Origin of the sequence: Aliivibrio salmonicida LFI1238 (genome assembly GCF_000196495.1) — a bacterium.
GTDB lineage: Bacteria > Pseudomonadota > Gammaproteobacteria > Enterobacterales > Vibrionaceae > Aliivibrio > Aliivibrio salmonicida.
On sequence record NC_011312.1, the window covers coordinates 1,435,328 to 1,460,369 of the forward strand.

Annotated in this window: 19 protein-coding genes and 1 pseudogene; 13 read left to right on the forward strand and 7 right to left on the reverse strand. The window is 38.6% G+C overall.

Annotated features, from left to right (window positions below):
* Window positions 1–175: 175 nt before the first annotated feature.
* A complete protein-coding gene (locus VSAL_RS07135) occupies window positions 176–1,459 on the reverse strand; it encodes a dicarboxylate/amino acid:cation symporter (protein WP_012550031.1) in 1,284 nt (427 codons plus the stop codon).
* Window positions 1,460–1,889: 430 nt separating this feature from the next.
* Between VSAL_RS07135 and VSAL_RS07140 the strand changes: the two genes are divergently transcribed.
* The 3 genes from VSAL_RS07140 (at window position 1,890) to VSAL_RS07150 (ending at window position 5,755) form a co-directional block, all read left to right on the forward strand.
* Window positions 1,890–3,299 (forward strand): amidohydrolase, encoded by a 1,410-nt coding sequence (locus VSAL_RS07140; RefSeq protein ID WP_012550032.1) that lies wholly within the window; start codon window positions 1,890–1,892, stop codon window positions 3,297–3,299.
* A gap of 200 nt (window positions 3,300–3,499) precedes the next feature.
* Window positions 3,500–5,038: a L,D-transpeptidase family protein gene (locus VSAL_RS07145; RefSeq protein WP_012550033.1), complete on the forward strand. Its 1,539-nt coding sequence runs from the start codon at window positions 3,500–3,502 to the stop codon at window positions 5,036–5,038.
* A gap of 165 nt (window positions 5,039–5,203) precedes the next feature.
* A complete protein-coding gene (locus VSAL_RS07150; protein ID WP_012550034.1) occupies window positions 5,204–5,755 on the forward strand; it encodes a YcbK family protein in 552 nt (183 codons plus the stop codon).
* 122 nt (window positions 5,756–5,877) lie between these two features.
* Here VSAL_RS07150 and asnS read toward each other — a convergent pair whose 3' ends face one another.
* Window positions 5,878–7,278: an asparagine--tRNA ligase gene (gene asnS, locus VSAL_RS07155; protein ID WP_012550035.1), complete on the reverse strand. Its 1,401-nt coding sequence runs from the start codon at window positions 7,276–7,278 to the stop codon at window positions 5,878–5,880.
* A 256-nt stretch (window positions 7,279–7,534) separates the two neighbouring features.
* Here asnS and queD point away from each other — a divergent pair, with 256 nt between their 5' ends.
* Complete coding sequence (queD, locus tag VSAL_RS07160) at window positions 7,535–7,897, forward strand: 6-carboxytetrahydropterin synthase QueD (protein WP_012550036.1); 363 nt, start codon at window positions 7,535–7,537, stop codon at window positions 7,895–7,897.
* A gap of 54 nt (window positions 7,898–7,951) precedes the next feature.
* On the opposite strand, the gene VSAL_RS07165 is transcribed toward queD, so the two are convergent.
* On the reverse strand, window positions 7,952–8,929 hold the full coding sequence (locus VSAL_RS07165) for an endonuclease/exonuclease/phosphatase family protein (RefSeq protein ID WP_085941796.1): 978 nt from the start codon (window positions 8,927–8,929) through the stop codon (window positions 7,952–7,954).
* A gap of 232 nt (window positions 8,930–9,161) precedes the next feature.
* Here VSAL_RS07165 and sbcD point away from each other — a divergent pair, with 232 nt between their 5' ends.
* From sbcD to VSAL_RS07180, 3 genes are read left to right on the forward strand one after another with little or no spacing between them, the layout of a single operon-like run.
* The gene (sbcD, locus tag VSAL_RS07170; RefSeq protein WP_012550038.1) at window positions 9,162–10,406 is read left to right on the forward strand and encodes an exonuclease subunit SbcD; all 1,245 of its coding nucleotides are present in this window, start codon (window positions 9,162–9,164) and stop codon (window positions 10,404–10,406) included.
* Window positions 10,403–14,083 carry an AAA family ATPase gene (locus tag VSAL_RS07175; RefSeq protein ID WP_012550039.1) on the forward strand — a complete coding sequence of 1,227 codons (3,681 nt, stop codon included), beginning with the start codon at window positions 10,403–10,405 and terminating at the stop codon, window positions 14,081–14,083. Before sbcD ends, VSAL_RS07175 begins: the two co-directional genes overlap by 4 nt.
* 56 nt (window positions 14,084–14,139) lie before the next feature.
* Window positions 14,140–14,625 carry an acyl-CoA thioesterase gene (locus VSAL_RS07180; RefSeq protein WP_012550040.1) on the forward strand — a complete coding sequence of 162 codons (486 nt, stop codon included), beginning with the start codon at window positions 14,140–14,142 and terminating at the stop codon, window positions 14,623–14,625.
* A 436-nt stretch (window positions 14,626–15,061) separates the two neighbouring features.
* On the opposite strand, the gene VSAL_RS07185 is transcribed toward VSAL_RS07180, so the two are convergent.
* Entirely contained in the window at window positions 15,062–16,255 is a 1,194-nt protein-coding gene (locus tag VSAL_RS07185; RefSeq protein ID WP_012548955.1) for an IS91-like element ISVsa9 family transposase, read from the reverse strand.
* A 267-nt stretch (window positions 16,256–16,522) separates the two neighbouring features.
* Between VSAL_RS07185 and VSAL_RS07190 the strand changes: the two are divergent.
* The 6 genes and pseudogenes from VSAL_RS07190 to VSAL_RS07215 all read left to right on the forward strand — a co-directional run.
* Window positions 16,523–16,702: pseudogene (locus VSAL_RS07190) on the forward strand (MATE family efflux transporter); the annotation flags it as partial.
* Window positions 16,703–17,229: 527 nt separating this feature from the next.
* On the forward strand, window positions 17,230–18,384 hold the full coding sequence (locus VSAL_RS07195) for an amino acid permease (RefSeq protein WP_012550041.1): 1,155 nt from the start codon (window positions 17,230–17,232) through the stop codon (window positions 18,382–18,384).
* A gap of 82 nt (window positions 18,385–18,466) precedes the next feature.
* Window positions 18,467–19,639: an amino acid permease gene (locus tag VSAL_RS07200; RefSeq protein ID WP_044583230.1), complete on the forward strand. Its 1,173-nt coding sequence runs from the start codon at window positions 18,467–18,469 to the stop codon at window positions 19,637–19,639.
* Between the two features lie 77 nt (window positions 19,640–19,716).
* On the forward strand, window positions 19,717–20,598 hold the full coding sequence (locus tag VSAL_RS07205) for an IS982-like element ISVsa6 family transposase (RefSeq protein WP_012548944.1): 882 nt from the start codon (window positions 19,717–19,719) through the stop codon (window positions 20,596–20,598).
* 110 nt (window positions 20,599–20,708) lie between these two features.
* Window positions 20,709–21,068 carry a DUF2799 domain-containing protein gene (locus VSAL_RS07210; protein WP_012550042.1) on the forward strand — a complete coding sequence of 120 codons (360 nt, stop codon included), beginning with the start codon at window positions 20,709–20,711 and terminating at the stop codon, window positions 21,066–21,068.
* A gap of 48 nt (window positions 21,069–21,116) precedes the next feature.
* Window positions 21,117–21,476, forward strand: coding sequence for a DUF2799 domain-containing protein (locus tag VSAL_RS07215; protein WP_012550043.1), 360 nt, complete (start codon window positions 21,117–21,119; stop codon window positions 21,474–21,476).
* Window positions 21,477–21,539: 63 nt separating this feature from the next.
* Here the strand turns inward: VSAL_RS07215 and VSAL_RS07220 are convergent, their stop codons facing one another.
* From VSAL_RS07220 to VSAL_RS07230, 3 genes are all read right to left on the reverse strand, one after another.
* Complete coding sequence (locus VSAL_RS07220) at window positions 21,540–22,082, reverse strand: hypothetical protein (RefSeq protein ID WP_012550044.1); 543 nt, start codon at window positions 22,080–22,082, stop codon at window positions 21,540–21,542.
* Window positions 22,083–22,293: 211 nt separating this feature from the next.
* A complete protein-coding gene (locus VSAL_RS07225; RefSeq protein ID WP_012550045.1) occupies window positions 22,294–23,655 on the reverse strand; it encodes an L-serine ammonia-lyase in 1,362 nt (453 codons plus the stop codon).
* 97 nt (window positions 23,656–23,752) lie between these two features.
* The gene (locus tag VSAL_RS07230; RefSeq protein WP_012550046.1) at window positions 23,753–25,003 is read right to left on the reverse strand and encodes an aromatic amino acid transport family protein; all 1,251 of its coding nucleotides are present in this window, start codon (window positions 25,001–25,003) and stop codon (window positions 23,753–23,755) included.
* Between the last annotated feature and the right edge of the window lie 39 nt (window positions 25,004–25,042).

The window sequence follows — 25,042 nt, forward strand, 5'->3', positions numbered from 1 at the left end:
GCGTTACTTTTAAAAGATGATAGGAAAAGAAAAAGTAAAGTGGTAAGAAAATAAGGCTTCATAGCTCAAAAGATGTAAAAAAAATGTAGTCACATTATAAATGCTTTATGTCTGAATATAAAGAGAGAGCATAACGAGCTCTCTCTTTATATTGATATTTATACTAAATATAGAACTAGCCGTTTACTTTTTCAGTAAATACTTCATCAGTGGTTGATTCTGCTTTACCTATTTCACCTTCTGATTTGGCAACAATGGTATTTACTGCGGTATCACCAACAACATTAGACGAAGTACAGAACATATCGTTAATACGGTCAACCGCGGCCACAATAGCAAGACCTTCAGGCGGAAGGCCAAGTTGGTGTAAAATAACGCCGACCATGACAACACCACCACCCGGAACACCACCAGCACCAATGGAAAGTAATAGAATAGTGAAGCCTAATGTAAATAGATCCGCTGAGTCGATAGGTTGACCAAAAGCATTAGCAACAAAGATAGCGGCAAGAGCAATATAAATAGAGACACCAGACATATTCATGGTTGCGCCTAATGGAACACCAAAACCGGCCACAGATTTAGATACGTTTAACTTTTCAGTTAATGTTCGCATCGTTACAGGGATGGTCGCATTTGAACTTGCTGTTGAAAGTGAGAATAAAATTTGCTCACGTACTGCACGTAAAAATGTTTTAGGTGAAATCCCAGTTGATAAACCAACCATGATTGGATAAAAAACAAAAATCCAGAAAACAAGCATCGAAACAACAAGAGCCACGTAACCTGCAACTGACATTAAGGTATTTGCATCTAACGTCGCACCTAATTGAATCATCAGAGCAAACACACCATAAGGAGTGAGGCTCATCACTAAGCTAATTAGCTTCATCATGATTTCATTGGCAACTTTAAACGTTTTAATCGCAGGACCCCCACGATGATCAAGGGCTTGAATGGCAAGACCCGTTAAAATTGCCATAAAGATGATTTGTAGCATATTACCGCTAGCAAATGCCTCTACAGGGTTGCTAGGAACGATATTCGTAATGAGTGAGAAGATGTCCGGGGTTTCCGTTGCTTTTAGCTCAACAGAGCCGACGACAACGGTTCCTGCTAAGTTTGCATCTGCACCAGGGGCAAAGATCATACCGACGGTTAATGCTGCGGCTATCGCAATGATGGTGTTAATAAGGTAAAGAGCAAAAGTTTTCCCACCAAGGCGACCAAATGAAGCAATGTCTTTTAGTTCAACGATACCGCAAACAATAGAGACATAAACGAGAGGAACAACAAGTAATTTGATGAGTGAAACAAACATCCCACCAACGCCTTCTGCTGCTCCTAGTAGGAACGAATCAAAAAACGCAACCCCATTAAACAGGTATTGAATCGCGGTACCAATTAATAGGCCAGCGAATAAACCTATAAAAATTCTACTTGAAAGTGATTTTTTCATTATGTACTTTTTCTCCAGAATATTGTGCTCACTAATAGGTGAGTCCTTGTAATGTTTCTCTATTAATTGAGAAATCAACAGGATGTTTACATATCGTTAACGTAATTAAAAGTGATAAAAATGGTGCTTAATCCATCAAAAATAGAATGTGAACTATTTTTATTGAGAGAATTAATAGTTAGCGGTTGTAAAACCAATCACTTAACGAGTGTTTTTTATGGTTCGATAGACTGTATGTATTTTGATTTATATGGAAATAAACTCTTGGTTATGTGACAGCTGTCGTTATTTGGTTTGTTTTTGTTGCTGTAGAGTCACCGTTTGAAAGGGAAATGTGAAGGGTGCCATATATATTATTGACAATATACTTGATATAAAAATAATAGCGTATACCATTCACGCCAATATTTTACTATTGATGAGTTTATTCATGTATTTAAGAAAATCACTGCTTGCTGTCGCTATTGCCGCAGGCTCATTATTTTCGTTTTCGGCAAGTTCAGCGCAACAAGTTGACTTGATGATTACTGATGCAACGTTACTAACAATGAACGATTCGAAAGAGACATTTGAGAATGGTGTTGTCGTTATTTCTGGTAATAAAATTATTGCTGTGGGCGACAAAAGCATAGCCTCTAAATATGCCGCAAAAACGGTATTAGACGTCGATGGTGATATTGTTTTACCGGGTTTAATTAACACACATACACACGCTTCTATGACCGTTTTTCGTTCATTAGGTGATGACGTTCTAGATCGTTTACACCGTTATGTCTTCCCTTTAGAGAAAAAGTTAGTGTCACGCGATATGGTTCGTATTGGTGCTAATTTAGGAAATGTAGAAATGGTAAAAGGGGGCGTTACCACTTATGCTGATATGTACTACTTTGAAGATGAAGTCGCGAAAACGGTTGATAAAATTGGCATGCGTGCAATTCTAGGTGAAAGTGTCATTAAATTTCCAGTAGCAGATGCTGCTAATGCAGAAGAAGGGATTCAATACGCAGTAAACTTTATTGAAGAATATAAAGATCACCCACGCATTACGCCAGCTTTTGCTCCACATGCGCCATACACCAATACAACCGAAGTACTGCAAAAGATTGCTAAATTATCGTTAGAGTTGGATGTTCCGGTAATGATCCACCTAGCTGAATCTCATCGTGAAGAAGAAGTGATTGCAGAACGTGCGAACGGCATGTCTCCAGTAGAATATATGCATAGTATTGGTGCGCTTAATAAAAACCTTATTGGTGCACACATGATTTTGATTGATGATAAAGACATTGAACTAGTAAAAGAATCAGACATGGGTGTTGCTCATAATATGAGTGCAAACATCAAATCAGCAAAAGGGGTATCTCCTGCGCTTAAAATGTATGACGAAGGTGTTCGTATTGGTTTAGGAACGGATGGGCCAATGTCAGGCAATACGCTAAGTATTATTGATGAGTTCAACCAAGTCGCTAAAGTACACAAATTAGTGAATAAAGATCGAGCCGCCATGCCTCCAATCAAAGTGATTGATATGGCGACAATGGGCGCTGCGAAAGCGCTTCATATGGAAGATAAAATTGGTTCTATCGAAGTAGGAAAATTAGCGGATATCATTGTTGTTGATACCAAAGCACCGAACATGTTGCCAGTATATAACCCATATTCTGCATTGGTTTACTCTGCAAATTCAAGCAATGTTCGTCATACGATTGTTGATGGCAAAATATTGATGAAAGATCGTGAAATGCTGACGGTTGATGAAGAGCAGATCAGGCAGGAAGTGCTCGAGTTTACCAAGATTGTACGTAAAACGGTTATTGAAAGTGGTGAAATTGTTCAATAATATTTGACCTATAACCGAATTTAAATAGAGAGTTAGCTTAGGCGGCTCTCTTTTTTATACTCGCTAATTTAAATAAAAACGGTGCACTTTGTTCTTATTTATAAGCCTTATATCTAATGATTTTATAGTAAGAGTGAAACTTGCTATTCATCACCTTGAGTCTATTATCAAAAGAGGACTTAATATTTAAGGGGTGATAAATGAGTCGATATATTGTTTTTTTTACACTTCTTTTTTGTTATTTTCCCCTATCTGCTCAAACGGAAGACGCTGATACTTACATAAGAAAGCATCAAGGTTCGCTGTATTATGCTTCAGATGTGTCTCGTTTATATCCAAACTCTCAACGTAAATGGAATCGTGCCGAGGATAGAAAAGAAATAGAGACTCAATTCGCACTTCTTATTCTTGCTGACGTGAATAATTCTTTAGCTAAAAGATACGAAAATTTACAGAATACAGAAGGGCTTGAATACGATGTTTTAGCAACAGACACGTTACTATATATGCTTACTTATCAATCATTAATATCAAAGTATGGTACTCGATGGTTATTTGGTGGACGGTTAGATAATAATATTGGAAAACCGTCTTTATTTCTTATTGAAAAAGTAAATCAACATTTTGAAGACGATACATTAACGGCGTTAGTGAATCAGTTAAAACCTCAATCGAAACAATATCAAGATTTATACACACGATTATATCGTTATTATGATCCTTATCATCAAGAAGCCCCAAAACTATATTCCTCACGATTATTGAAACCGAATCAAGACATTCCATATAAATCACTTGTATATAGATTGCAAATATCAGGGGAATTAAATGAAGAACAAATCCACTATTTTTTGAGCCAAGAAGGGGATAAATATAATAATGAATTAGTTAATGTGGTTAAGTCATTTCAAAAACGACATGGTTTAGTCGTGGATGGTATTGTCGGTAAGAGAACATTGTATTGGCTAAATATGAGTGCGAATGAACGTGTACGAATTATGGCATTAAATATTCAGCGTTTACGTTTATGGGAAAATAAGAACGCTCGATTTGTTCTCGTAAATATACCTTCTTATGAAATGGGGTATTGGTTGAAAGGTGAGCTTGTTTTTAAAAGTAAAGTGATCGTAGGTAAGCCCGAAAGAAAAACCCCGCTCTTTACTACTCGATTAGACTCCATCGTATTTAATCCTAATTGGAAAGTGCCAACAAAGATAATGAAGGAGGATATCCTACCAAAAGCCCTTGAGAATCAAGACTATTTATTAACGCATAATTATGAAGTGCTTCCATCTTGGTTAAGTGATGAAGTGATTCCTTTTGAAAGCATTGAATGGGAGACAATGACCGTTGATAATTTTCCTTATAAATTAAGACAAAAGTCGGGCAACGCAAATGCATTAGGTCGCTATAAATTTAATACACCAAACCGTAATGCTATCTATCTGCATGATACTCCATCACGATCTTTATTTAATAAACAACATCGTGCTTACAGTTCAGGGTGTATACGGGTAGAGAAAGCGTCAGAATTTGCACAACTTTTAATGAAAGAATCGCATTTTACCGCGAAAGATTATGCAGGCTATCATCGATTACCAAAAACAAATACGGTAGGGTTATCGCAAAAAATAGCGGTATATACCATTTATCAAACCGCGTGGGTAGATGAAGCGGACACCATTCAATTTAGAAATGACGTATATCGATATGATGAATGGAGTAAGAGTAAAAATTGACCTACTTTTTACATAGCCATAAAAACGTTATAGCTCAATAAGTAAGCACCATTAATCAGTGCAGCGAATAAAATTAGCATTGTTCATTATTTGACCAAGTTAACGTAGGTGTGTATCTTTGCGCTCAGTTATTGATTCATCTATCTATAAGTGAGTTGTTTTTACATGCCTGAATTTGATTCGTTACGCCGTAAAATTCTTCTTGGTGGCGTTGCCACTGTTGGTTTAAGTTTATTCCCATCGATTTCTTTTGCGTCACAGTTTGCTGAATCTCCTAGAGAATTGGCGTTTAAGAATTTACATACTGGTGAGAAACTGCAAAGCGAATATTTTAATGGACAACAATATTCAAATTCTGAGTTACTTAAATTAAATCATTTATGTCGTGATTTTCGTCGAAATGAAACGATAGATATGGATACTGGGTTATTTGATCAATTATCGGCTATTCAAAAAGTAATTGGTTGTGATACCCAAGTGCAAATCATTTCTGGTTATCGCTCACCAGCAACCAATGAAATGTTGCGTGGTAAATCACATGGTGGTGTAGCGAAGAAAAGTTTGCATATGCTAGGTAAAGCCATGGATTTCCGTTTAGAAGACGTGCCATTAATCGAAGTAAGAAAAGCGGCCTTATCATTAAAAGCGGGCGGAGTAGGGTATTATCCTGGCAGTAACTTTGTTCATATCGATACGGGACGAGTTCGTTTCTGGTAATTCCTCGGTATTTAAAAATAACAAACATAAAAAATGGCGACCATTATGGTCGCCATTTTTGTATTCATTGCTTTCTATTGAACGAATTCTTACAAAGCTGGTGCCCTATAAGAAAAAGCCAATTAGAAGTTAGCTGAACGCGGAGTACGTGGGAACGGGATAACGTCACGAACGTTGCCCATACCAGTTACGTAAGACACTAGACGCTCAAAACCAAGACCGAAGCCAGCGTGAGGTACAGTACCGTAACGACGTAAATCGCGGTACCAAGTCATGTGTTCAGGGTCGATACCCATTTCAATCATACGTGCATCAAGAACGTCTAAACGCTCTTCACGTTGAGAACCACCGATGATCTCACCAATGCCTGGTGCAAGAACATCCATCGCAGCAACTGTCTTACCATCGTCATTTTGACGCATGTAGAATGCTTTAATGTCTTTAGGGTAGTTTTTAACGATAACCGGTGCTTTGAAATGTTCTTCAGCAAGGAAACGCTCATGCTCAGAAGACATATCGATGCCCCACTCAACGTCAAATTCAAATTTCTTACCAGAGTCGATAAGGATTTGGATTGCGTCAGTGTAATCTACTTGTGCAAAATCAGAACTTACAAATTGCTCTAGACGAGTGATTGCTTCTTTATCAATGCGAGAAGCAAAGAATTCAAGATCATCACGACGCTCAGCAAGAACCGCTTCGAATACATACTTAAGCATGTCTTCAGCCAGTTTTGCAACGTCATCTAGGTCAGCAAAAGCAACCTCAGGTTCAACCATCCAGAATTCAGCTAGGTGGCGACTTGTGTGTGAGTTTTCAGCACGGAAAGTCGGGCCAAATGTGTACACTTTGCTTAATGCACAAGCGTAAGTTTCAGCATTTAATTGACCAGATACCGTAAGGAATGTCTCTTTACCAAAGAAGTCTTTGTCGTAATCAACATTGCCTTTGTCATCAAGAGGCACGTTCGCGTGATCTAATGTCGAAACGCGGAACATCTCACCAGCACCTTCAGCATCAGATGATGTGATTAGTGGTGCAGACATCCATAAGTAACCTTGCTCGTGGTAAAAACGGTGAATCGCTTGAGACAAACAGTTACGAACACGTGCAACCGCGCCAATCACGTTAGTACGTGGGCGAAGGTGAGCAACTTCTCGTAAATACTCAATTGAGTGACGAGTTTTCGCCATTGGGTAGGTATCTGGGTCTTCAACTAAACCAACGACTTTTACTGCGGTTGCAGCAAGTTCGAAATCTTGACCTTTAGCAGGAGATGCAACGATAGTCCCCGTAACTTCAACAGAACAACCTGTTGTTAGTTTTAGGACTTCTTCATTGTAATTATTTAAGTCATTAGGAACCACGGCCTGAATCGGATCGAAACAAGAACCGTCATAAATAGCTAGGAATGAAATTCCCGCTTTAGAATCGCGACGCGAACGGATCCAACCGCGAACAGTTACTTCACTGTCAACCGCTAGTTTGCCGCTTAATACGTCTGTTACAGGCGCGTAAGTCATGTTAATTACATTCTCCATTGTTGTGCTACATGCACGAATATTTTTTATTTCAGGAAGACATATTACCTTTCTTATTAATAGCTTCAAGTGTTGTTACTCTATAAAGGTAAAAATTCAGTATAAGAATCAATTTTTACGATAAAAAAGGCGAAAAAAACATCAATAATAACGACTTGTTGGGAACTTACTTGTTCCTTAATAGTGAAGTAGAGTAATATCCCTCTCTTCATAATATAGGTAATAGAGATTTTAACTAATGACAACTGAACTATATAAAGACTTCATGTTTGAAGCAGCACACCATTTACCACATGTACCAGAAGGTCATAAATGTGGTCGCCTTCATGGTCACTCTTTTTTAGTTCGCTTGTACGTTGAAGGTGAAGTTGATCAACACACCGGTTGGGTAATCGACTTTTCAGAAATCAAAGCGGCATTTAAACCAACGTATGATCGTCTTGATCACTACTATCTAAACGATATTAAAGGGTTAGAAAACCCAACAAGTGAAGTCTTGGCAAAATGGATTTGGAACGAAGTAAAACCAAGCTTGCCTTTATTAAGCAAAATTGAGATTAAAGAAACCTGTACGGCGGGTTGTACTTACCGCGGTCAGTAATCGAATGTGGTTTTAAGCCAGTAATTAGAAGGCGTCTATTATTAGACGCTTTTTTTATGCCTGTCGAATACGGGCTGTAATAGAAACCAAAGCATGATCGGTACTGAATTGGTCGATGTCGAATCTAGGGTTCACGATATGCAGGTCGACAACACGATACTCAGTGACTTCTAACAAACTGCCAGAGTAAGAGCTATCAAACTCATTCGATAATAGAATGTAGTCCAATACTGAGCCTTTCGCGCCATAATAATGAGTACTGACGCGTTCTTCTAATAAATCCGTTCCCTTTAATTGGCTGTATATATCCCAGCTGTCTTTTAACTGAAAGGTGGTGAGATAATCAGTGCTAAATTTATCGTATCTTAGTTGATGAGAGAGTAAGCCGATAAATTCATTATGAAATAAAGGTTTATTAAAATCGCCCATTAACACAACGGGTTGAGACGATTTCTTTCTTTGAGTCGTAATGTACTGATGAAGGGTATTGGCTTCCAATCCACGTTGAGCAGACGAAAGCCATGAACCTAATTGCTCATCATGCAGTTGAGTAAGCGGGGTAGATTCTGGTTCTTCAATACCATCTATCTCTATCGGATCTTTTGGTCGTTGAGACTTAAAGTGCACCACATAACAATCAGTGACCCCAAGGTGTGGTAGATCGATACTGGCGTGAACAGGCACTCTATTAAATTCAAACTCAATTCCGAATCGAGCCAGTTGTTCTGATTTTGCAATAACAGGCTGAGAACTCACAATCGGGTAGCGTGACGCAAACGCCACAACGGGAGAATGAAATACATACCCATCTTCTGATTTTGGTTCATCTACCGTACAAAAATACGGATAGCCTAATGAGTTAACTAATGCTTCAAGGGCTTCAGGGCTAAACACTTCTTGAAAACCAATCACATCAGAGTTTAACGTGGTTATTCTATTTTTAAACCAGTCTTGTTTCTTTTGCCATTCCTCTTGGGTCAGGATGTTTTCAAAATCGTAATACGCATTGGGCGGCTCAACAAAGTTGAACATATTGATTGTCGTAAAAGTGATGCTCTCAATCGTTAACAAATTTAAGTTCTCATAGAAAGTGTTTAATCAGGATGAATACTGAAGATAATATCTATAAGTATACGCAAATGAGTTCGTTATGTTTGTCTATTGAATATTAGGGACGGAATTTGCCATTAATACTGCCACTAGAATGCTTCAAATGGTATAAAAGAACTATTGTGTTTCTTATCCATCAAACAAGTTGATATTTATGCGTATTTTACATACTTCTGATTGGCACCTAGGTCAAAACTTCTTCACAAAAAGCCGCCGTAATGAACATCAAAAATTCATTGCTTGGTTACTTGAGCAAGTTCAAGAAAATGTCATTAATGCCGTGATCATTGCAGGAGATGTGTTTGATACAGGCGCGCCACCAAGTTATGCCCGTGAAATGTACAATCAATTTGTGGTGGAGATGAACAAAGTAAACTGCGAATTAATTGTTCTTGGCGGTAACCATGATTCGGTATCGACGTTAAATGAATCGAAGCAACTGTTAGCGCATTTAAACGCACGAGTAATCGCGAATACCAATGAAGACTTATCAACTCAATTATTAACGCTGCCTAATTCAGATGGCACTGTGGGTGCAATTCTATGTGCAGTGCCTTTTATTCGCCCTCGTGACGTTGTCACTAGTGTGGCGGGGTCTTCTGGTGTAGAAAAGCAGCAAGCACTCGGCGAAGCCATTAAATCTCACTATCATCAGCTATACCAAAAAGCATTAGAATTGAGAGAAGAGTTAGCACTTGATGTGCCTATTATCGCAACAGGTCATTTAACCGCCCTAGGGGTTAAACAATCCGATTCTGTGCGTGATATTTATATTGGTACTTTGGATGGTTTTGCCGCTGATGGTTTTCCGCCTGCGGATTACATCGCGCTTGGTCATATTCACCGCCCTCAACTTGTGGCTAAATCGGAACACATCCGTTATTCCGGCTCACCAATTCCATTGAGCTTTGATGAATTAAAATCGCAAAAACAAGTCGTAATGGTCGAGTTTGATAAAGATAAAGTGAGTCACATTACGCCAATTAATGTGCCGATATTTCAAGAAATGAAAGCATTGAAAGGCGATTTAGAGACCATTGAGCAAGAGCTAGCGCAATTTAAAGAGTGCGAAGAAACGACGTGGTTGTGCATTGAAGTCGAAGTTCAAGATTACTTGTCCGATCTACAGCAACGTATTCAAACATTAACTCAAGATTTGAATGTGGAAGTGCTGCAATTGCGTCGAGCGAGAAACCGCAACGAGCAAACACTGGCGCAAGAAAAAACAGAAACGCTAGCGGAGTTAACGCCTTTTGATGTATTTACCAAACGTATTGAGCAAGAAATATTTGAGACAGAAAAAGAGCAGCAACGCGCAGAGCGAATGACAACCAAATTTAAACAGATTTTGTCAGAAGTAGAACATAAAGATACTGATCCACAAGAAGGTGATGCATGAGAATTTTAAGCCTAAGTTTTTCAAATTTAAACTCATTAAAAGGTGAGTGGAAAATTGATTTCTCAGCGTCGCCCTTTGCTGAAAATGGATTGTTTGCGATTACTGGCCCAACAGGTGCGGGTAAAACGACGATTTTAGATGCGATCTGTTTGGCGCTTTATCATAAGACCCCTCGACTTGGTGGTATTTCAACCTCAAGCAATGAAATCATGACGCGTGGTACGGCGGAATGTTCAGCTGAAGTGGAATTTGAAGTGAAAGGTAAAGCGTATCGTGCGTTTTGGAGCCAACGTCGTTCTCGCGGCAAAGTGGATGGAAACTTACAAGCAGCGACGGTTGAGCTTGCAGAAGTCGATTCTGAAAAAGTATTAGCAACGCAAGTCAAAAAGAAAGATGAGCTAATCAACTCGATTACGGGGTTAGATTTCTCTCGCTTTACAAAATCGATGATGCTTTCTCAAGGTCAGTTTGCGGCGTTTTTAAATGCTGATGCCAATGATCGTGCCGGTTTATTAGAAGAGTTAACGGGCACAGAGATCTACGGTCAGATCTCCGAAAAAGTGCATGAGCATTACAGTGCATCTAAGCAGAAGTTAGCAGAGCTTAAAGCCAAGGCTGAAGGTGTTGAGCTGCTTTCTGAAGAAGATAAGCAAGCATTAATCGACGAACAAACTGAATTACAAACCAATCAAAAACAACAGCAAGCTCAAGTTGCAGAGTGGCAAACTCATTTAGAGTGGTGGATTTCTGATACTAAAAATCAACAACAATGGCAACAAGCGAGCGAAAATAATCAACTCGCGTTGGATAAGCAAAAATCAGCAAGTATTCAACTGCACCGTTTAGCGCAAAGCGAGCCCGCGGAAAAATTGCGTACGCCATATCAACTATGGAAAGAAGCACAAACTCGCTTCGATAGTTTAGTAAAAGAACTAACTCTGACCGAGCAATTACATCAAAAAACGGCAGCTGAGAAAGTGGATCTTGGATCTACGGTTACGCAATTAAAACAACGGTTTGACAGAATTAAAGTTGAGAGTAAATCGTTAGAAGTATTGATTAATGATTCAGTGCAACCGCTAGATACTGCGATTGAACAGTTAACTCAACAATCGCAAGAAAAGCAGCAACAGCTCACGCAAGTGAATACTCGTCTTCAAGATGGCAGTAATAAACAACAACGATTAGAGGCGTCATTAACAGAGTTAACGTCAAAATTAGCAGTACTAAATAGCTATGTGGAAACGCATCAATCAGATTTGAATTTAGAGCGTTATTTAGGTCAATGGAAGACGCAAGTTAGCTATATTTTACAACAAGATAAAGAAGTATCATCTTTAGTTGATAAAATAGAAAAAGCCAATAAAATAGTCGCAACGTTACTTGAAAATGTCAGCCAAAAAGAAGCGGAATTAACGCAAGTTCAAAGCACATTAAATAATGAAACAGAAGTAACGAAAAACGCTGAACTCGTATTTAAACAGCAACAAGAAAAAGGCACTGAAACGGAGCTAACAGAGCAAATAAATGCTCTTAATACTCGTCATCATTACCGTGTAGAGTTGAATCATACTAATAATGAGTTTTTACGTGCTGAAAAAGAGCAACAGACGTTAAGCGAAGCTCAAAAAGCGCAAAGTGAAACGATTCTAAAATTAGAAGCTCAGCGTGCTGATCTTGTTATTGCCTGTAAGCAGCAAGATCAACAAATCTTAGATTTAACGACGTTAATTGAGCAAGAAGATGATCTGGTTAAGTATCGTGCTCTATTAGAAAAAGATCATGATTGTCCATTGTGTGGTTCAACGCATCATCCGTTATTAGAAAAAGCGCAAACATTAGATATTAATGTAACGATACAACGTAAAAAAGCGGCAGAACAAAAGCGAGTTGAGATTGTAGAGCAAGGTCAATTGGTGCGTGAGAAGCTAGATTCATTAAAAGTAAAACAAGATCACACCCAAACTCAATTAACTCAATGGCAGCAAACGGCAAAAATGACCAAGCAACAATGGTCATCATTAATGGAAGTAACGCAACTCACTTTGGCGTTGGGAAATACCAATGGTATTACTCAGTTTATTACTGAATGTGAAGCGTCGTTACTCACGTTAAGTGAGCAGATAAAACAGTTACGCCAAGCCGATGAAAAGTGCCGAGTTCAACAAACTCAATTACAACAAGTTCAGCATCGTCTTGATACGTTAACTAAAGATCTTAATTACGATCGTCAATCACACCAAGTCGCAACTCAGCAACTGCAAGATGACAATCAAAAATTAGTACAGTTACAACAACATCAAACAGAATTGAATCAGCAGTTAATCACAGAGATTGAGCAAACAGGGTTTACTGCCCCAGAGTTTACTCAAATTCAATCGTGGTTTGTGCAAAAAGAGCAAGATTTACAGCAAATTCAGCAGCAAGTGAAAAATCGTCAAGCTTTGCTTCAGCAGCAGCAACAAGTACAAAGTGACCAGGTTCATCTAGCAGAACAGTTAGAAGAGCTAAACTCCCAGCAGCAAGTGTCTCAAACTGAAGTGCAAAGATTGGCGAGTGAGTTGGAACAACACCAGCAAAAGCGAGTTGAGTTATTTGGTACTCAAGAGATTAAAACCGCACGATCTGTAATGACAGATAAATTGTCGGTTTCTGAGAAAACGTATGATGCAGAGCAGCAGAAGTTGCACGTTTTGGTGCAAGCGCTTGCGGCTTTAGATGGCAAACTAAATAGCCTTAAAGAGAATCATGTAAGCAGTGAAAAGCTATCGATAGAGCGTTCTGATTTATGGAAAGAAGCTTTAGTGCAAAGCCCGTTTGAAACGCTTGAGTTATTCCAAGCGGCGTTGATTTCAGAAGAAGATCGTCAACAGCTACTCAGCTTAAAAACTGAAATACAACAAGCGATTGAGCGAACTGGCGCTTTGCTAGAGAGTGCACAGCAAGTCAAAGAACAACATTACCAAGAGCCCAAAGCCGTTGAGTGGCAATTAATGACAAAAGAAACCGTTGAGACTGAATTAGCCCAAGTGAAATTTCAATCTGAAACATTAGTGAAGCGCGAAGGTGAAATCGCCCAAGCGCTACGCTCAGACGGTGAACGTAAACTGAATCAAAAAAGCTTGTTTGATGAGATTGAATCGTATCAATTTGAGTACGATGATATTCAATATTTACACTCATTAATTGGTTCCCAGAAAGGGGATAAATTCCGTAAGTTCGCGCAAGGGTTAACACTAGAAAATTTAGTGTATTTGGCGAATAAGCAACTGACTCGATTGCACGGACGTTATGAATTAAAACGCAAAGCCAGTGATGGTCTTGAATTACAAGTACTCGATACATGGCAAGGGGATGTGGTTCGTGATACCAAAACCTTGTCGGGTGGTGAGAGTTTCCTTGTAAGTTTGGCGTTAGCACTTGCACTTTCTGATTTAGTGAGCCATAAAACAAGTATCGATTCACTGTTCTTAGATGAAGGTTTTGGTACTCTGGACAGTGAAACGTTAGACATGGCGCTTGATGCGTTAGATAACTTAAACGCCTCAGGAAAAATGATAGGGGTGATCAGTCATATTGAAGCGATGAAAGAGCGTATACCCGTTCAAATAAAAGTCACCAAACGCAGTGGATTAGGCGTGAGTGAACTAGAAAATCAGTATAAAAAAGTCAGTTAACTTGTTGCTCATAACATCATAATAAAAATGATAATACAGATTAAAAGGAAGTAATAATGGGAAAGAACAAACGCGAAGTAACCTTACGTTTTCTTGCTGAACCTAGTGATGTGAATTTTGGCGGTAAAGTTCACGGTGGTGCCGTAATGAAATGGGTCGATTTAGCGGCCTATGCGTGTTCTGCCGGATGGAGTGGTAAATATTGCATTACCGCTTACGCTGGGGGAATTCGATTTGTTCAACCCATTCATGTGGGTAATCTTGTTGAGGTGACGGGTAAAGTTATTTATACCGGAAAATCATCAATGCACATTGCTATTGATGTGCAAGCCAGTGATCCAAAAGAATTAGAAAATAGATTAACGACTCACTGTATTGTCATTATGGTTGCCGTTGATGAACATGGAAAACCAACTGAAGTCACTGAATGGGTACCACAAACAGAAGAAGACATTAAATTACGTGAATCTGCAATTACATTAATGAATATGAGAAAGCAGATTGGTGAAGAGATGGAAGCACATGTAAAATATTTGAAGTAAGCTAATTTCTTTGTGATTTACCGAGAGAATACTTCTAATGTTCTGATTAATAAGTGAACGTTATTTATTAAAAGTGTTGATCTACTTCAAAATTTACACATCATTTTGATTAATTTAGCATTGAAGTGTTGAATTTAATCTCGTGATATTAGATAGTGTGTTTGTCCGGTTATGACCCCGAACAGTTACCAACTAGCCACATTCTGAGACGTGTGGCTTTTCTTTTTCTTCTCTTCCATTTCCTCTTTCTTATTGTTTACCCTCTCATTTAAGGTAAGGAATTTGAATGTTGCTGAGTTAGCATTGGCCCGTCTAAAAAAGCCAATTTCACCATCGCTGTTTTTTTAAAAGGTATCGAAAATATAATTATCGGGGATTTTATAACTGTTTTAGCCCTATTTCATGAGTTTTAGATACACTTATCCTACAAACCTTATTATGCTGCCCTCAATTCTGACTGAACTATCGCATGGGTGACTAAATCATTGACCGAATTTCCGACTCGGAAATTCGTAAACACCAGACGACTTTCACATAAAATACATTCGTACGGATCTACTTTTACATATCCTTTTAACATTGCGGCATACCCTGGCATTTTCGGCTCAGCTTCTATTGTCATACCTAAAGCTGCATAAACTCTAGGCAGAGCTTCTCCACGACGACGCATTGATAAAAAACCGTAGTATCGGATCATCTTGAAATGTTTATCAGGATAGTGCTCTACTATCCGTCTTATCATCTCTTCTGGTGATAATGTTAGGCTGTCTGTTGTTCCTGTTCGATGGTCTAAATAATTAAACGTTATCATTCCGCCTTTGGCGTAATGACTTAAACGTGACGCTGAAATTGGGGGCCGTTTTAAATACCGACCAAGATAGTTCATCGTCGGTTTTACATTATTTGTCTTTTTAGCAAAATGAAGCTTCCAACGACGATTATATTGACTGCTTAAAAAGCGTGACCAATCCGTTTTATTACGGATATAGGGGCATTCTTCGCTTGATAAATCAAGCTCATAATAAGCCTTACCCAATAAACTGACGATAGCCGCTCTCCAACAAGGCTCTGTCGTTTTCATTTGGAAGTAAATGGGTTTCCATAAACCGGTACGTTCACAAATTCCCCCACGAGTGACCGATAAATGTAAGTGCGTATTCCAATTCAGTTTTCGACCGTAAGTATGAAGAGCACAAAAGATACCGACATCTATTCCTTTATCTTTTGCCCATCCCAGCAGAATGTTTGCAGCACATTTGAATAATTTATTTAACAGCCAACGGTTATGACGAAAGATAGGCCATAGCGTGTTTGGAAGGGTAAAGGTGATGTGTTGATATTCGCATTCAGGGAAGACATGTTGTTGCTTTTGTATCCATCGCTCTGTGGCTTTCATGCCACAGCTACTGCACGCTCGAGATTTACAGGTTTGGTGAATATATTTGATATGGGTACAGTCAGGGTTGCAACAATGATATTCGCGAGAGCCAAAAGCCGCTGTCCCACAGGACAGCATCTTTGTGACATTTTCAATCACGACCGCTCTTAGGTTAGCTTTGTTATTATGAAGAAATTTAAGCCAGTTATTTTGACTATTAAATAATTGTTTCAGGGGTTTATATGCGTGCATGGCGATAGGATAAACGATTTATTGGCAACAATGGAAGAGGTTGAGTCCTTTTGATTTGCGCCGTAGGCGCCTATTGTTCTTAAATACCTTCTTAGCATTAATATAAAGTTGTCATTTTGTCGTCAAAAGACCATATGAAAAGTAATGATAATGTGAGTCTATTAATAATTGCAATCTGCTTAACTGTACCCCTCACTATTTATTAGACGAAAAATAACTTACGGTATACTTAATTCTATTGTTGAAATTAGTTAGTGATCTCTGGTTATGAAGAGTCAAAGTGCATCATTTTTCCGTCAAGTCATGACTCATTCAAGAGGTGACTTCTTTTATCGACTTATTATTATTGCTCTTCCTATCACATTACAAAGTATCCTTTTATCGAGTAAAAGCCTGACTGATGTTTTTATGCTTGGTCAACTCTCAGAAGCGGTGTTGTTAAGCGTTTTGATGTGAAATTCTGCTTGTATCAAGATGTGCTGACTCAGTGGTTTGCTTGTTTATACCGTTTGAAAAGTAAGAAATGGATAAATAATTTAGTTGAGGTGAACTAACTGCTGTAAAAGTAATCGTGTTAAGGGTTGCAATAGGAGACCTGTTATATAAAATGGCATGAGCTGCTAACTAAGTGGCTCCGATTAGTAAAGGAATTACTATACGGTTTATTTTAATGGAATGTGACTAATTAGGATGTACACATGATATTTCAAGCAACGACAGGCCCTTTATTGGAGCCAACAGAAGGTTCACCACATTTTACTCGTACCAAATCCACGGTTGTTTTATCTTCGCGTTTTTTCTCGTCTCAACGTTTCGCTTTTCTCCTTCTCTCGTATTTTCGATTTCCTCGTTTTTATTCGTAATCAATAAGCTTAATTTTAACGCTGTCGCCTAGTAAAGGTGCTGTTTTGTATGCGTTGAATTTATAAAAAATAAAATAAATTTACTCGAATTAAACATAGGAAATAAACACAATGAATTTAAAATTAATTGGCAGCTCGCTTATTATTTCAGGTACTGCGTTAGGCGCAGGCATGCTTGCTATACCTATGGTACTGGCTCAATTTGGGCTCTTGTGGGGAACAGCATTAATGCTGTTTATCTGTATCGGTACAACCTATGCGGCACTATTATTACTTGAAGCAAGTATTAATGTCGGCGGTGGGTTAGGAATGAACACGATTGCGCGTAAAACCTTAGGTAAAGGTGGGCAAGTTGTGACGAATGGTTTGCTGTATGCATTACTGATTTGTTTATTAATGGCGTACATCTTAGGGGCCGGTGATTTACTCAATAAACTTGTTCGTAGTATTGGGATGGACTTGAGCCTTGTTCAAAGTCAAATTGCATTTACCTTAATTGCAGGGGCGATTGTTGCTTCAGGTACGGCGGTTATTGATAAACTGAACCGAGTTTTATTTGCGGTGATGTTAGGTATGCTGCTATTGACGTTAGTTTTCTTAGTGCCTGGTATTTCTGCTGAAAATATGGTGCAAGTGTCTAATTCTAATATGCCCGATCTCATTAAGACCAGCTCAATTATCTTCACCAGTTTTGGTTTTATGGTTGTGATCCCATCATTAGTTTCTTATAACCATGAAGCGACGCATAAGCAATTGAGAAATATGGTCATTGTTGGCTCTCTTATTCCGCTTGTGTGTTACTTAGTTTGGTTATATGCGGTTGTTGGTAATTTAACCTCTAAGCAATTAGTCGAGTTTTCTAATGTCTCTGAATTGATTTCGGTCTTCAGTGCAGAGCATGCTTTCATTAATGTAGTGTTGTCGAGCTTTACTGGTCTTGCTTTATTAACGTCATTCTTAGGGGTGGCAATGGCTTTGTTTACTCAAAACCAAGATACTTTCAAGCAAAATAAAGTGATCACTTATGTGATTAGTTTTATCTTCCCATTAGCGGGTGCCATTTTAGCGGCAGATAAGTTCTTAGCCGTATTAAGTTATGCAGGGATCATCCTTGTGTTCCTTGCTGTCTTTGTTCCGTTAGCGATGGTTGTTAAATTAAGACAGAAAGAAACGAACGAACAGGGATATAAAGCTGAGGGTGGAGTAGCAATGCTGGCATTCTCTTTTGCATTCGGTAGCTTCTTACTCGTTTCTCAAGTGTTATAACTCTTTTAATGCCCTAATCATGGTATTAGGGTATTCATTTATACTGTGACTGTTTTTCCATTTTATATATTAAGAATACACAATGAATTTTAAATTATTTGGTAGTGCATTAATCCTTTCAGGAACTACTCTTGGTGCTGGAATGTTAGCTATTCCTATGGTTTTAGCGCAATTTGGTCTTTTTTATAGCACCTTATTAATGCTTGTTATTTGTGCCGGTACTACCTATTCCGCTTTACTGCTCACAGAAGCGTGTTCAAAAACAGAATTAGCGTTCGGCATCAATACCGTTGCCAATAAAACGATGGGTAAAGGGGGGCAAATTGTCACTAACAGCTTATTTTATTTGCTGTTGATTTGTATGCTTATTGCTTACATTTTAGGTGCTGCCGATCTTATTAAACGCATATTTTCAATGGCGAACATTGAGATGAGCATTGAAGCTTCTCAGATTGGTTTTACATTAATTGCGAGTGCTTTTGTTGTCTGTGGAACTCAAATTATCGATAAGTTAAATCGTGTGTTGTTCCTATTTATGGTTTCTATGCTCTTTATTACGTTGATCATATTGGTTCCAGGAATCTCGGCAGACAACTTGATGCAAGTAACGAATACCGATAAAGGGATGTTATTTGATACCAGTACGATTTTATTTACTAGTTTTGCTTCTATGCCCGTGATCCCGTCTTTAGTTGCTTATAATAAAGAAGCAACCAGTAAACAACTTAGAAATATGGTTATCTTAGGATCGGTGATCCCACTTATTTGTTACCTTGTATGGTTATATGCTGTTGTTGGGAATCTCAATGCAGAAGAAATTACACACTTCTCAAATATTTCTGATTTAATTCAAACCTTTAGTTCTAAAAGTGAATACATCGAATTTATATTGTCAGTCTTTACATCATTAGCCTTACTGACTTCATTTTTAGGCGTGGCGATGGCGTTGTACAATCAGAATAAAGATATGATTTCACACAATAAAGTAATTACATACGTGTGTACTTTTATCTTACCATTGTTGGGCGCAAGCCTTGCCGCTGATCAATTCTTATCTGTATTGGGATACGCTGGTGTTATTTTAGTTTTCCTTGCCGTGTTTATTCCATTAGCCATGGTGGTTACGGTAAGAAAGAAAGCGGCAGGAAATACCGAGTTAGACAGCCATACTTATCAAGCTGAAGGTGGCAAACCGGCATTAGTTTTAACGCTTCTTTTTGGTTTGTTTTTATTAATTAACCTGAATTCTGGATAAGGCTGAACTAATTGCCCACCTAACGATCAGATCTTTCGACCAAGAATTATTTGAACGTATTTTAAAAGGTGGGCAAGATGAATAAATTAGTTGATATATTTTGTGATGTCGATGATTTTTGTTATCAATTCTTATCTCAATGGGAAAAATACCTTGTTGAGGCTAGTGAGAGAAAAAGAAAACGTCAGTCAGTAATGTCTACTAGTGAATGTATGACTATTGTCATCGCTTTTCATCAATCAAATCATAGAGATTTCAAGAACTTCTATATCGGGTTAGTTCATCAATATTGGAAAGGATACTTTCCAAATTTACTTAGCTACACTCGATTTGTGAGCAAAATGCCTAGCCTAATCGCCCCAATGTGTGCCTATTTTCAATCTATCAAAGGTAAGCCGACTGGCATTGCTTTTGTTGACTCCACGAGTCTTAAAGTATGCCATAACATTCGAATTCCTCGCCATAAAGTCTTTGATGGTGTTGCGAAAAGAGGAAAAGGTACCATGGGATGGTTTTTCGGCTTCAAACTTCATTTATTGATTAACCATCTTGGAGAAATTATTTCGCTGAAAATCACAGCTGGCAATGTAAATGATAGGACTCCTGTACCTGATTTATGCAAAGAACTCTCGGGGAAATTGTACGCTGATAAAGGGTACATAGGTAAAAAGTTGAGTGAGAGCTTAAAGAACTCTGATGTCGATTTAGTGACTACCTCGCGAAAAAACATGAAAGCAAAAGAGATAAGTGCTTTTGATAAGGCTATGTTATCAAAGAGATACATTATCGAAACGATAAATGACCAATTGAAGAATATCTCTCAAATTGAACATAGCCGTCATCGTAGCGTGACTGGTTTCATGCTAAATGTAATTTCAGGCGTTGTGGCTTATTGTTTAAAAAAACAAAAGCCACGAATTAAGCTATCAGAATGTGAATTTGAACTAATCCTCGCTTAAAGCATGTTTTATCCAGAATTCAGGTTAATTAGTCAAATTTTATAGCAGAAATGATCTGACCTGATACAGTTAACGTAGTACTTAATGTGTTTTCTTTGAGGGTCATGATTATGAAAAGGTTAGTTGTTCTTGCGATCACGTTAATGATAGCGGCTTGTTCATCAACGCCAGTTCCAACATCTATGATGGATAAGGATTGGAAAGATTTTGGGTATGAACGAGCTCTAAAAGGTTTGGTCATTCAATCAGAATCTATACTGGTCAAAAAACTGGATGGTGAAACGCTTAAAGATACAAATTACCAATCCTATCTTGCCGGATATAAAGAAGGGCAAGCTGAATATTGTCAGAAAGATGCTTATATATTAGGCGTGAAAGGCGAATCTTATAATGGTATCTGTGATGTGATAGATTGGACATTTAGGGAAGATTACAGTAGCGGTAGACATTCGACTGCTGGTGGGATGTAACTGTAAAGTTTCTATTAGTAAGTATATTTATAATAAGAGGGTACTGATATGAGAGCGTTATTGATTACTGTGTTTGCTCTTTCGTTGATGGCTTGTTCAAGCTTAGCTCCACTGACATCAACACTGGATAGTGATTGGAACAGCTATGGGTTAGATCGAGGTGTCAAAGGATGGAATTTTGAATCTAAAGAGCAAATCACCGATCTATTAGATGGAACGGAACTAAAAGCGTCTAACTATGATGCTTACGTAAGCGGTTATAAAAAAGGACTTCAAGAATATTGTGGGCAAGATGCCTTCGAGTTAGGCACTAAAGGTGGGGTTTATACTGGTGTTTGTGACAGCATCGATAAAAACTTCAAGTATGATTACCTACGAGGTTATCATTCAGTCGCTGATAAAATGTAACGTTACTTAGCTCTAAATAAAAATGGCGGAATAGAATTCCGCCATTTTTGTATGTATAAAAAACTAGCTCACTTTAATAATATTAAAGCGTCCCATCTTTTTCAAAATTGGGATGAATTCTTTATGCACTTCTATCATTAATTTCTTCGCTTTGGTGTATGCACCTAATCGGTCGTCTCCGTGTATGAAAAGTCTACTTTTCGGCTTATATTCGTCACCAACTAGTTCTTTCCAGCGAACAATATAGTATTTCGTTCCTCTGACTTCACCAGAAAGAAGGGTCCGTTTCTTTTCTATGACATCAGGTTCTAGGCTGTGTGGTAAGCGTTCAAATAGACTCTGTGTATTTAAAACCGCATTCCAACAGCTGCCCCAGAGTTCTCGACCAACTTGGTTACGTTGTTTTAGCGCCTCTTTAAGGGCTTTATCTCGCCCTTGCTTTAAACAGCCGACAGAACGGTTATACATTCCATCATCAGGTGTATGGATATGAACTTTCACGCAGTTGAATGAATGAGAAATAAAGCGATGATCACTTTTCATTCCAGTCCATTCAGCTCTTAATTCTTGTGCTCTAGGAGATAGGGTATGTTTTTTCTTATTCATAATAATTATATTATCGGAAAACGTATTAATAGTAATATTACAGCAATTGAGTTTATTGTTAATAGTGAATGCTGATTATATTGTTAATTTGCTGTAAAAAAGAAGGATTTAGTATGATTAGTATAGTTCAATTGAAAGGAATTAGTTGTATGAATGAATAAAAATAAAAAAAAGGGACGAATTAACGTCCCTGAATGTATCAATGAGTGATCTAGCAGATAACTTTAATCGCTAGGCCACCTTGAGATGTCTCTCGGTATTTCGCGTTCATGTCCTTGCCTGTTTCAAGCATTGTTTCAATAACTTTGTCTAAAGAAACACGAGGATCCGACGAACGACGAAGTGCCATACGAGTTGAGTTGATTGCTTTTACAGAAGCAATACCATTACGTTCAATACAAGGGACTTGTACTTGTCCTGCAACAGGATCACACGTTAACCCAAGGTTATGCTCCATACCAATTTCAGCCGCCATACAGACCTGCTCAGGGCTTCCACCCATTAATTCAGCAAGACCAGCAGCAGCCATTGAACAAGCAACACCGACTTCACCCTGACAACCCACTTCAGCACCAGAGATAGATGCATTTTGTTTGTATAGACCGCCGATCGCACCAGATGCTGCGAAATAACGAATGTAATCTTTCTCTGTTACTGTTTGTATAAACTTGTCGTAATACGCTAATACAGCAGGGATGATGCCACATGCGCCGTTTGTTGGTGCTGTAACAACACGTCCACCAGCAGCGTTCTCTTCATTAACAGCGAATGCAAACATATTCACCCAATCCAGAACTTCCATAGGATCAGTTGATGTTTTTTCTGATGTAAGCAACTGTTGACGAAGTGCCGCAGCACGACGAGGAACACGTAGAGGTCCAGGAAGAAGCCCTTCGGTATTCATGCCTTTTTCCATGCAATCACGCATGGTTTTCCAAATTTTTGCGAAATAAGTACGAACTTCATCTTCTGCAAGAATCGCGTGTTCGTTCTTCATTACTAAGGCACTAATAGATAAGCCATGTTCTTTACATAGATTAACGAGCTCTTCTGCACTATTAAAGGCATAAGGTACCTTGATTGATGATTCTACTTCTTTACCAAAGTGTTCTTCATCAACAATAAAACCACCACCGATAGAGTAATATGTTTTAGAGTAAACGACTTCACCATCTATCCACGCATGGATCTGCATACCATTTTCATGCAATTCAAGATTGGTTTTGTGGAAATTCATCCCACCATCTTTAGGAAACTCTACCGTATGGCAATGCATGCCAACGGGTAGGCGTTCTGTTTCTTCAACGCGAGCAATAAAGCCTGGAATTGAGTCAATATCTACGTGTTCTGGCGTGTTGCCTGCCAGACCCATAATAATAGCTATATCAGTATGGTGACCTTTCCCTGTCAGTGATAACGAACCGTAAACATCAACAGTGATTTTAGTGATATCACGCAGTTTGCCCATGCCACGTAAATCGTCGATAAACTCTTTACCCGCTTTCATTGGACCAACAGTGTGGGAGCTAGATGGACCAACTCCAATTTTGTAGATATCAAAAACACTAATCATGTTGTTACCTCGAATAAGCCCCCATTAATAGGGGGCTTTTATTATCATTATTATTACTTCGAATAATCGATGTCTATATCAACATATAGAATGACGATTAAAGAGCGCCGTAGATTACAGAAGTAATCGCAGCAACACCACATAATGCTGTGAAGATTTGTACAGGTGCTGAAGTTTTGTACTTCGCCATTGCTGGTACTTTACGCATTGCGAATACAGGCATTAGGAATAGGATAGCGGCAATCATTGGTGCACCCATTGTTTCAATCATACCCAAGATGCTTGGGTTAACGATAGAAACGATCCAAGTAGTCACAACGATGAAGATTAGAGACCCTTTCTCAACAGTAGCAAGAGGTGCTTTTGTGTGAGACTTAGTTAAACCAACAAGACCTTCATGAGCGCCAAGGAAGTGACCGAAGTAGCTTGAAGTAATCGCTGCAAATGCAACAACAGGACCCATGATAGAAATCATTGGAGATTCGTGAACGTTAGCTAGGTAAGAAAGAACAGAGATGTTCTGTGCTTGTGCTTGTGCTAGTTGCTCTGGAGATAAAGAAAGAACCACAGAGAAAACGAAGAACATAACAAAGCTCATTAGCATCATTGCTGCACCGCCAGTGATCATGTCAGTTTTTGCTACTGCATTTTCACCGTAAACACGACGTTGTTCTTTAGAGAACTGGCTGATCACTGGGCTGTGGTTAAAAGAGAAAACGATGATTGGAATCGCTAACCAAACAACAGAAGGCATTGCGCTCCAATCTGGTGCTACAGACGCCATTGATGTGTTCCACTCAGGGATTAGGTATACAGAAAGAACCATCAAAATGAAAACAAGAGGGTAAACCATTGCTGATGTTGCTTTCAGCATAAGTTCTTTACCAAATACAACGCCACATGTCATCAGAGTGATAAGAACACCTGATAATAACCAACGAGGAATGGATTCCATCCCCATTTGGTTAACCATGAAAGAGTCGACTGTATTGGTAATACCAACACCGTAAATTAATACAATTGGGTAAATCGCAAAAAAGTAAGCAAAAGTGATTAGGTTTGCGCCAGTTTTACCAAAATGCTCTTCTACCGTATCGGTAATATCAGCGTCTGGGTTCTTAGCAGAAAGAACAAAACGAGCCAAACTTTTGTGTGCAAACCAAGTCATTGGTGCAGCGATTAGAGCAAGAATAACAAGAGGCCAAAAACCACCCGCACCCGCTTTAATTGGAAGGAATAAAACACCAGCACCTACGGCTGTACCGAATAGAGAAAGACACCAAGTGAAGTCTTTATAAGTCCACTTTGCTTTTTTTGCACCTGTCGATGCAGTCGTTGTTGTTTGCATAGTTATTATACTCTTAATTTTTTTAGAACAGGAATTTTG

Coding starts and splice junctions, on each gene's coding strand:
- queD (WP_012550036.1), top strand. CDS start 7,535: ATGACAACTGAACTATATAAAGACTTCATGTTTGAAGCAGCACACCAT.
- VSAL_RS07185 (WP_012548955.1), bottom strand. CDS start 16,255: ATGCACGCATATAAACCCCTGAAACAATTATTTAATAGTCAAAATAAC.
- VSAL_RS07145 (WP_012550033.1), top strand. CDS start 3,500: ATGAGTCGATATATTGTTTTTTTTACACTTCTTTTTTGTTATTTTCCC.
- VSAL_RS07220 (WP_012550044.1), bottom strand. CDS start 22,082: ATGAATAAGAAAAAACATACCCTATCTCCTAGAGCACAAGAATTAAGA.
- VSAL_RS07135 (WP_012550031.1), bottom strand. CDS start 1,459: ATGAAAAAATCACTTTCAAGTAGAATTTTTATAGGTTTATTCGCTGGC.
- VSAL_RS07175 (WP_012550039.1), top strand. CDS start 10,403: ATGAGAATTTTAAGCCTAAGTTTTTCAAATTTAAACTCATTAAAAGGT.
- VSAL_RS07205 (WP_012548944.1), top strand. CDS start 19,717: ATGAATAAATTAGTTGATATATTTTGTGATGTCGATGATTTTTGTTAT.
- VSAL_RS07140 (WP_012550032.1), top strand. CDS start 1,890: ATGTATTTAAGAAAATCACTGCTTGCTGTCGCTATTGCCGCAGGCTCA.
- VSAL_RS07230 (WP_012550046.1), bottom strand. CDS start 25,003: ATGCAAACAACAACGACTGCATCGACAGGTGCAAAAAAAGCAAAGTGG.
- VSAL_RS07150 (WP_012550034.1), top strand. CDS start 5,204: ATGCCTGAATTTGATTCGTTACGCCGTAAAATTCTTCTTGGTGGCGTT.
- sbcD (WP_012550038.1), top strand. CDS start 9,162: ATGCGTATTTTACATACTTCTGATTGGCACCTAGGTCAAAACTTCTTC.
- VSAL_RS07195 (WP_012550041.1), top strand. CDS start 17,230: ATGAATTTAAAATTAATTGGCAGCTCGCTTATTATTTCAGGTACTGCG.
- VSAL_RS07225 (WP_012550045.1), bottom strand. CDS start 23,655: ATGATTAGTGTTTTTGATATCTACAAAATTGGAGTTGGTCCATCTAGC.
- VSAL_RS07215 (WP_012550043.1), top strand. CDS start 21,117: ATGAGAGCGTTATTGATTACTGTGTTTGCTCTTTCGTTGATGGCTTGT.
- VSAL_RS07180 (WP_012550040.1), top strand. CDS start 14,140: ATGGGAAAGAACAAACGCGAAGTAACCTTACGTTTTCTTGCTGAACCT.
- asnS (WP_012550035.1), bottom strand. CDS start 7,278: ATGACTTACGCGCCTGTAACAGACGTATTAAGCGGCAAACTAGCGGTT.
- VSAL_RS07210 (WP_012550042.1), top strand. CDS start 20,709: ATGAAAAGGTTAGTTGTTCTTGCGATCACGTTAATGATAGCGGCTTGT.
- VSAL_RS07165 (WP_085941796.1), bottom strand. CDS start 8,929: ATGTTCAACTTTGTTGAGCCGCCCAATGCGTATTACGATTTTGAAAAC.
- VSAL_RS07200 (WP_044583230.1), top strand. CDS start 18,467: ATGAATTTTAAATTATTTGGTAGTGCATTAATCCTTTCAGGAACTACT.